This is a genomic window from Priestia sp. SIMBA_032 (assembly GCF_046535215.1).
GTDB classification, from domain to species: Bacteria; Bacillota; Bacilli; order Bacillales; family Bacillaceae_H; genus Priestia; species Priestia aryabhattai.
Genome location: NZ_JAWRXD010001434.1, coordinates 1 through 241 on the forward strand (window position 1 = coordinate 1; position 241 = coordinate 241).

Here is a 241-nt window from a genome sequence, read left to right on the forward strand (position 1 = left end):
GCCGCTGGTGCTCGTCGGTTCGGTGTTCGTCTATTCGATCGTCTCGGCGCGACTGGATCGGGCGCGGATCAGTGCACCGATGGTGTTCGTGGCGATCGGGGTACTGATCGGGGCCTCGGGTCTCGGTCTCGTCCGGGTCGATCCGGGTGGCCATTGGTTGCTGACGGTCGCCGAGTTGACCCTTGCTTTGCTGCTGTTCTCGGACGCCTCACACCTGCGGTTGCGCGACGTGGAAGGTGAT

1 protein-coding gene is annotated in these 241 nt (G+C 64.3%); it reads left to right on the forward strand.

Annotated features, from left to right (window positions below):
- The coding region (locus tag SB717_RS39050) for a cation:proton antiporter domain-containing protein (RefSeq protein WP_410908649.1) at nucleotides 1-241 on the forward strand (241 nt) is incomplete at both ends.